Source organism: Flavobacterium sp. (assembly GCF_040382755.1).
In the GTDB taxonomy this organism is placed as follows: Bacteria; Bacteroidota; Bacteroidia; order Flavobacteriales; family Flavobacteriaceae; genus Flavobacterium.
Genome location: NZ_JBEIET010000109.1, coordinates 1 through 6,997 on the forward strand (window position 1 = coordinate 1; position 6,997 = coordinate 6,997).

The 6,997-nt window shown below is 30.7% G+C and carries 6 protein-coding genes; 3 read left to right on the forward strand and 3 right to left on the reverse strand.

What is annotated here, in order from left to right; genetic code table 11:
* The first annotated feature begins 186 nt into the window (after nt 1-186).
* The gene (locus tag ABWO04_RS09075; RefSeq protein ID WP_353079335.1) at nt 187-2,418 is read left to right on the forward strand and encodes a TonB-dependent receptor family protein; all 2,232 of its coding nucleotides are present in this window, start codon (nt 187-189) and stop codon (nt 2,416-2,418) included.
* Between the two features lie 63 nt (nt 2,419-2,481).
* Here ABWO04_RS09075 and ABWO04_RS09080 read toward each other — a convergent pair whose 3' ends face one another.
* Together ABWO04_RS09080 and ABWO04_RS09085 are read right to left on the reverse strand one after the other, a co-directional pair.
* Complete coding sequence (locus ABWO04_RS09080; RefSeq protein WP_353079337.1) at nt 2,482-3,300, reverse strand: ZIP family metal transporter; 819 nt, start codon at nt 3,298-3,300, stop codon at nt 2,482-2,484.
* 5 nt (nt 3,301-3,305) lie between these two features.
* Nucleotides 3,306-3,953: a metal-dependent transcriptional regulator gene (locus ABWO04_RS09085; RefSeq protein ID WP_353079339.1), complete on the reverse strand. Its 648-nt coding sequence runs from the start codon at nt 3,951-3,953 to the stop codon at nt 3,306-3,308.
* Nucleotides 3,954-4,030: 77 nt separating this feature from the next.
* Here ABWO04_RS09085 and ABWO04_RS09090 point away from each other — a divergent pair, with 77 nt between their 5' ends.
* Together ABWO04_RS09090 and ABWO04_RS09095 are read left to right on the forward strand one after the other, a co-directional pair.
* Complete coding sequence (locus ABWO04_RS09090; protein WP_353079341.1) at nt 4,031-4,771, forward strand: transporter; 741 nt, start codon at nt 4,031-4,033, stop codon at nt 4,769-4,771.
* Between the two features lie 3 nt (nt 4,772-4,774).
* Entirely contained in the window at nt 4,775-5,911 is a 1,137-nt protein-coding gene (locus ABWO04_RS09095; protein WP_353079343.1) for a lycopene cyclase family protein, read from the forward strand.
* A gap of 42 nt (nt 5,912-5,953) precedes the next feature.
* On the opposite strand, the gene ABWO04_RS09100 is transcribed toward ABWO04_RS09095, so the two are convergent.
* Complete coding sequence (locus ABWO04_RS09100; RefSeq protein ID WP_353079345.1) at nt 5,954-6,775, reverse strand: hypothetical protein; 822 nt, start codon at nt 6,773-6,775, stop codon at nt 5,954-5,956.
* Between the last annotated feature and the right edge of the window lie 222 nt (nt 6,776-6,997).

The following is a 6,997-nucleotide window of genomic DNA, read 5'->3' on the forward strand; positions in this document are numbered from 1 at the left end:
AAAAAAATGTTCTTAATTAAATTTAATTTGATAAATATTAACAATTAAATTTAATTTTATGCTAAAATTTACCCTAAATATTTACAAATATTTAAAAGTATAAAATCCTTAAAAAGTTTTTATTTATAATTTGTCTAAATAAAATTAAGTAATTAATTTTGTTGTCTAGAATTAATCTAAATAAAAATGAGAAAAGTATTTATAATTATCACCACATTAATTAGTGTTGTTTCAATAAGTCAAAACCAAAAAATTAAAAGCGCCGATACCATCTATAAAATAGAACCTGTTGTGATTAAAACAAAACAACAAAGTCCGGAAAGAATGCCAGAAATAAAAGAAAATATTCTTTTTTCAGGTAAGAAAAATGAAGTTTTAAGACTTTCTAATATTAATGGAAATTTTACAACTAACAACGCCAGAGAAATTTTTTCAAGAGTCCCAGGAGTTACAATTTGGGAAAATGAAGGGTCCGGAATCCAAATTAATGTAGGCGTTCGCGGTCTTAGTCCAAATAGAAGTTGGGAATTGAATACGCGACAAAATGGATACGACATTTCATCCGATGTATTTGGGTATCCAGAAGCGTATTATAATCCACCATTAGAGGCTGTGGAAACAATAGAATTAGTTCGTGGTGGATCTGCCCTTCAGTTTGGACCTCAATTTGGCGGGATGTTAAACTATGTTTTAAAGAGAGAAACCAAAAAACCATTTTCATTTGAATCACAAAATACAGTAGGTAGTTACGGTTTAATGAGTAGCTATAATGCCATTGGTGGAAAATACAATAAATTTTCTTATTACGTCTATAATCATTCCCGAAGTGGTGACGGCTGGAGAGACAACAGTCAGTATTCCGTTAGAAATACACACGCTTTCATAGCTTATGATTTTACTAAAAAAACAAAGCTATCAGCAGAATATACAAATATGGATTACAAAATGCAACAAGCTGGCGGTCTTACCGATAGTCAGTTTACTGCTAACTCACAACAATCTTTAAGAGAAAGAAACTGGTTTGGCACACCTTGGAATGTATTTGCAATTAATTTTGACACAAAAGTCAACAATCGTTTTTCATCAAATACCAAATTTTTTGGACTTATAGGTGAGCGTAATAGCGTTGGATTTACTGCTACTCCAAATATTGAAGATGTAATAAACTCTGGTACTAATGATTTTGCAAATAGACGTGTGGATCGGGACTATTATAAAAATTTTGGAATTGAAAATCGTAATGTCTTAAAATACAAACTAGGTAAAATTGCTAATAATCTTGCTTTTGGAGCGCGACTATACAAAGCCAGTACACGTCGTGTTCAAGATGGCAAAGGAACAACTGGTGCTGATTTTAATGTATCAATTGACGAAAGATTTGGAAGAGATTTAGATTTTGCTACAGAAAATTTGGCTGTTTTTGCTGAAAATCAATTTAAAGTATCTGAAAAATTTAGTGTTACTCCAGGAGTTCGTTATGAATATATTAAAAATACAGGAGAAGGAAGATTTGGTATTAGCAGTGGTAATGATATTACAATGCCTGTTAAATCTACATCAAGAAACCAACCTTTATTTGGATTAGGGTTAGAATATAAATTTAATAGTACTAATATTTATGCCAATATTACTCAAGCATTTAGACCCGTCTTATTTTCAGACATTACCCCACCAGCCGTTACAGATGTAATTGATCCTAATTTGAAAGATGCAAGCGGTTTTAATGCTGATTTAGGTTTTAGAGGAACATATAAAAACTATTTAAATTTTGATTTTAGTTTGTTTTATTTAAGTTACAACAATAGAATTGGTGGTGTTAGGCAATTTATTAATGATGATCCCACTAAAGGAACTTTCATATTCAGAACAAATTTAGGAGAAACCATAAACAAAGGAATTGAAGGCTTTTTTAATATAAATATAACTCGTTTCTTCCAAATTGAACAACCATACGGCAACCTTGATCTTTTTGCATCTATTAGTTTTATTGATAGTCGTTATACTGATTTTAGTATTTTTAGCGCTACAGGTTCAGCACCAAATGTAACAATAACAGAAAATAATCTTGCAGGAAATAGAGTTGAAAATGCCCCTAGATATATTCATAATTTTGGTCTTTCTTGGGGAAATACTAACTTTTCTACCACATTACAATACAGAATGTCAGGTAAAATTTTTACGGATGCTAACAACACTGTTGCGCCATCTTCAAACGGAGTAACGGGCCTATTAGAACAATATCAAGTAATGGATTTTTCGTCAGAATATAAATTCCTAAAACATTACAATGTAAGAGCGGGAGTGAACAATCTTTTAAATAAAAATTATGCAACTAGAAGAGCTGGCGGTTATCCAGGGCCTGGTATTCTTCCTGGTGAAGGACGAACTTTCTATATTTCATTAGGTGTTAAACTGTAACTATCTAATTTAAATTTTTTATTTAAATTTAGCTAATATTGAAATTAAATATTGTAGTAAATATTACCCCAAAGCCACATCTAAACTCATCATTACAATAAATCCTGCAATAAATCCTAAGGTGGCAATATCGGTATTTTTATCTTGTTGGGTTTCTGGTATCACTTCTTCTACGACTACAAAAATCATAGCTCCAGCTGCAAATGCCAATGCATAAGGTAAAATGGGAGTGAAAAAAGTAACAGCAACGGCGCCTAAAACTCCGGCAATAGGTTCTACAATGGCAGACGATTGCCCGTACATAAAACTTTTTTTACGACTCATTCCCATTCTTCGTAAAGGCATAGAAACGGCAATTCCTTCAGGAAAATTTTGAATTCCAATACCTATAGCTAAAGTAACAGCCCCTGCAATAGATGCTTCTGGAATGCCCGCAGCAACTCCGCCAAACAAAACTCCAACCGCCAAACCTTCTGGAATATTGTGAAGTGTAATGGCTAAAACTAATAAAGTAGTTCGCTGCCAAGGCGATTTTATACCTTCTGTTTCTTTAAAATTAATATGCAAATGGGGTAAGGTTTTATCTAATGCAAATAAAAACAAAGCCCCCATTAAAAAACCGCTTGCAGCAGGAATTACTTTAGTAAAACCTTCACCTTCACTCATTTCTATGGCTGGTGCTAGTAAACTCCAATAACTTGCCGCTACCATTACACCGCCTGTAAAACCTAACATTCCGTCTAAAACAGCACGATTCATTGTTTTAAAAAAGAAGACCAAAGATGCCCCGGCAGCAGTAACTAACCACGTAAACATCGTAGCGTAAAAAGCAGCTAATATTGGATCAATTCCCTCTAAATATTTTATTAAATCTTGATACATATAGTTTATTTTACATATAAATTATTCGCAATTTTATCTGAAATAACTAAAACGCTATTGTTAATTTCAATTTTAAGGGTTCCATCGAAAGGTTCTTTTTCTAACACTTTCATTTTTGTACCCAACGAAATGTTCTGTTTGTTTAAATATTGTAAAAAATCCACAGAAGTATCTTTTACGCCCACGCAGGTAATGGTTTTACCAACTTCGATTTCAGAAACCAACTGCTTTTCTATTTTTATTATTTCTCCTTTTGCATTCGGAATAGGATCGCCGTGCGGATCAAAACTTGGAAAATTTAAAAACTGATCCAATTGATTGATTAATTTTTCAGACTGAATGTGTTCTAATTCTTCCGCAACTTCGTGTACCTCATCCCAAGCGAAACCAAGCTTTTCTACTAAAAAAACTTCCCATAAACGGTGTTTTCTTACAATTATTTTGGCATTAAATTTTCCTTTATCTGTTAATGAAACGCCTTGGTATTTTTGATAATTTATCCAATCTTTTTCAGATAATTTTTTAAGCATATCTGTTACAGAGGAAGCTTTTGTATCTAACATTGCAGCAATAGCATTCGTGTTCACGCCTTTTGGTGAAAGGTTTGATAAATGATAAATAACTTTCAAATAATTTTCTTCAGAAGTGGTCATTTTGTATTTTTGAAAAACAAATGTAAAATAAATTTACGGATTTAAAAAAATATTTTTAGATTTGTCTAAAAAAATATATGAAAAAAATCATTCTATTACTAACTTGGATTCCTTTTGTAGCGTTTGGTCAAGAAATTGAACCCATACAAACGGATAGACCCGACCAAACAGAAACGCCCTATTTAGTTCCAAAGAAAATGTTTCAAGTGGAAAACGGATTCAGTTTTCAAAAAAATAACGCCAATAGTAAAACCTTGACTTTGCCTTCTTCTTTGTGGAAATATGGAGTCAACGATAATTTTGAATTGCGATTAATCACTGAATTTTTAATCGACAACAATTTGGACTCAGAAATTTCAGGATTAAACCCGGTGCTTGTTGGTTGTAAAATTAAAATTGCTGAAGAAAAAGGAATTTTTCCAAAAACTTCATTTATAGGACACGTTGGACTACCAAATGTAGCGTCTTCAAAATATAAAAATGAATTTACAGCGGCCGAATTTCGTTTTGTAATGCAACACACCCTTTCAGAAAAAATGTCTTTTAGTTATAATTTAGGAAGCGAATGGGACGGAAACTCGCCCGAAGCTACATTTATTTATACCATTGCAACAGGTTATTCTATTTCGGAAAAAATAGGAAGTTATATTGAAGTTTTTGGCTTTTTACCTGAAAATGCAACTGCAAATCATTCAATTGATGGAGGAATAACTTATTTGATTAATGATAATTTTATGCTAGATTTGTCATCAGGATTCGGAGTTACTAAAAATGCGCCAAGCTATTACGCAGCTTTTGGTTTTTCTTTCAGAATGTAACAAATGAAACACTATCATTACATATTTACCGGAAACGGCTTATCGGCTTTATTGACCCTTTTTGAAATGGTGAAATCTGGGCAGTTTTCTGATAAAAAAATACTTTTGATAGATTCCGATGCAAAAAACAAAAACGACAGAACGTGGTGTTTTTGGGATACTGAAAATTTATTTGATGAAATTAGTACTAAAAATTGGCAACGCGCTTGGTTTAAAAACGAAAACTTCAGCAATCAATTAAATTTGCATCCGTACTCATATAAAATGGTAAAAAGTGCTGATTTTTATAAATTGATGTTTGATACGATTTTACAACATAAAAATATCGAAATTTTTCAGGATGAGGTTCTTGATTTTTCAGAATTAGGCAACAACTGTGTGGTTCAAACTAAAACGAAATCATTTACCTGCAATCAAATTTTTAATAGCATCTACAATCCGGAATTTGTAAAATGGCAAACTAAATTTCCTTTAGTGCAACAACATTTTATTGGTTGGTTTATTAAAAGCAAGGAAGCTGTTTTTACTGAAGATTGCCCTACTTTTATGGATTTTTCAGTAGCACAAAAAGGTAATACACGATTTATGTATGTGTTGCCAACAACTTCAACTGAAGCATTATTAGAATATACGTTATTTTCTAAAGATTTACTTTCAAAAGAAGCCTACGAAGCTGAAATTGAAAACTACATTAAAAAATTAGGCATTACCGAATATGAAATCTTAGAAAAAGAACAAGGTAACATTCCAATGACGTGTTTTCCGTTTTGGAAAAATAACAGCAAAAACATTATAAATATAGGTTCTGCTGGAGGTTGGAGCAAAGCCAGTACGGGGTATACGTTTAAAAATTCGGTAAAAAAATCAAAAAAATTGGTTCAGTTTTTAAAGACCGAAAGCGATTTTACAAAATTTCATAAAATCAATAAATTTTGGTTTTACGATTTGTTATTAATTGACATTTTGTATCAAACCAATCAATATGGAAGCGCCATTTTTTCGAGTATGTTTAAAACTGGAAAAGCACCTTTAATTTTCAAATTCTTAGATGAAGAAACTTCTTTTTGGGAAGATTTACAAGTCATTTGGATGTGTCCAAAAAGCTTATTTATTAAAGCATTATTGAAGCGAATTTTTTAGTTTCATCCAGTCATTCTGAACTAGTTTCAGAATCAAACTATTTTATTCTTGTAATTTCTTATTTACCAATTTTATATTAGTATAAAACTGATTTTCATCTGTAAAAATAACGCCTTTTTCATCAAATCGTTTAAAGATAAAATCACGTAATTTTTCTTCGATACTTAACGATTTCAAGACCATTTTATTTTTCACAATTTCAAAATTCATAGCTACTTTTTCCCTTTGATAGATCCAGTTTGAGGTGAATTTATGATTTTTACCACTATTTTCTTCACTGGAATAAAAGAACGGATAAGGTTCTTGAGTTTCATAATTTAATTGCAATAAATTGTAATTTTTATCCACAATAAAATTCCCTTTATAAAATCCTTTTGATTCAAAAGTTACCAATAACTCATCATTATCTAACCATTCTCTGGTAAATTCATATCCGTTTGGATGAATAAAAAAGTCCAATTCGGCAGTGGTTAAATTTTTACGAATCGGAAAACCCGAAAGCCATCCAATTGGTGATTCATCTGCAGTATAATTCTTAAAAATATCTTTAAAATTAGTAAACCAATTGTCTTTATTTTCAATGACATTTTTTTTAGAAAAGGTATTATTAAAATTTGTGATTTTTATAATTTGCTCTTCGTTTCTGTTAATAATTGTATCTGAGTTTTTTAAATTTATTTGACGCAAATTGAAAACAAAACTTGTAGTATCGGTTTTTTTTAATAATTGCTTATTTACTCTTTTTAAGATAGTTGCAATTTTCGGTTTGCTTTTAATTTGTACCAATTCAATTTCTGCATCTTGTAATTCTTGTGCAAAACTAAATGTGAAAATACTTAAAAAAAATAAAATGTAATATTTCATACTTCAATATATTAATACAAATATAGTATACAATTTTATAGATTTGGTTTAATTTATTGCACGATAACAAATCTTTATGAAAAGTTTATATGTGTAGAAGTAAAAACTTTGTAAATTTGTACATTATAAACGATAATTAAAAAAACAAAATATGTATCCAGAAGAAATGGTAAAACCGATGCGTGCAGAATTAACTGATGCAGGTTTTCAAGATTTATATTC

Coding starts and splice junctions, on each gene's coding strand:
- ABWO04_RS09075 (WP_353079335.1), top strand. CDS start 187: ATGAGAAAAGTATTTATAATTATCACCACATTAATTAGTGTTGTTTCA.
- ABWO04_RS09080 (WP_353079337.1), bottom strand. CDS start 3,300: ATGTATCAAGATTTAATAAAATATTTAGAGGGAATTGATCCAATATTA.
- ABWO04_RS09085 (WP_353079339.1), bottom strand. CDS start 3,953: ATGACCACTTCTGAAGAAAATTATTTGAAAGTTATTTATCATTTATCA.
- ABWO04_RS09090 (WP_353079341.1), top strand. CDS start 4,031: ATGAAAAAAATCATTCTATTACTAACTTGGATTCCTTTTGTAGCGTTT.
- ABWO04_RS09095 (WP_353079343.1), top strand. CDS start 4,775: ATGAAACACTATCATTACATATTTACCGGAAACGGCTTATCGGCTTTA.
- ABWO04_RS09100 (WP_353079345.1), bottom strand. CDS start 6,775: ATGAAATATTACATTTTATTTTTTTTAAGTATTTTCACATTTAGTTTT.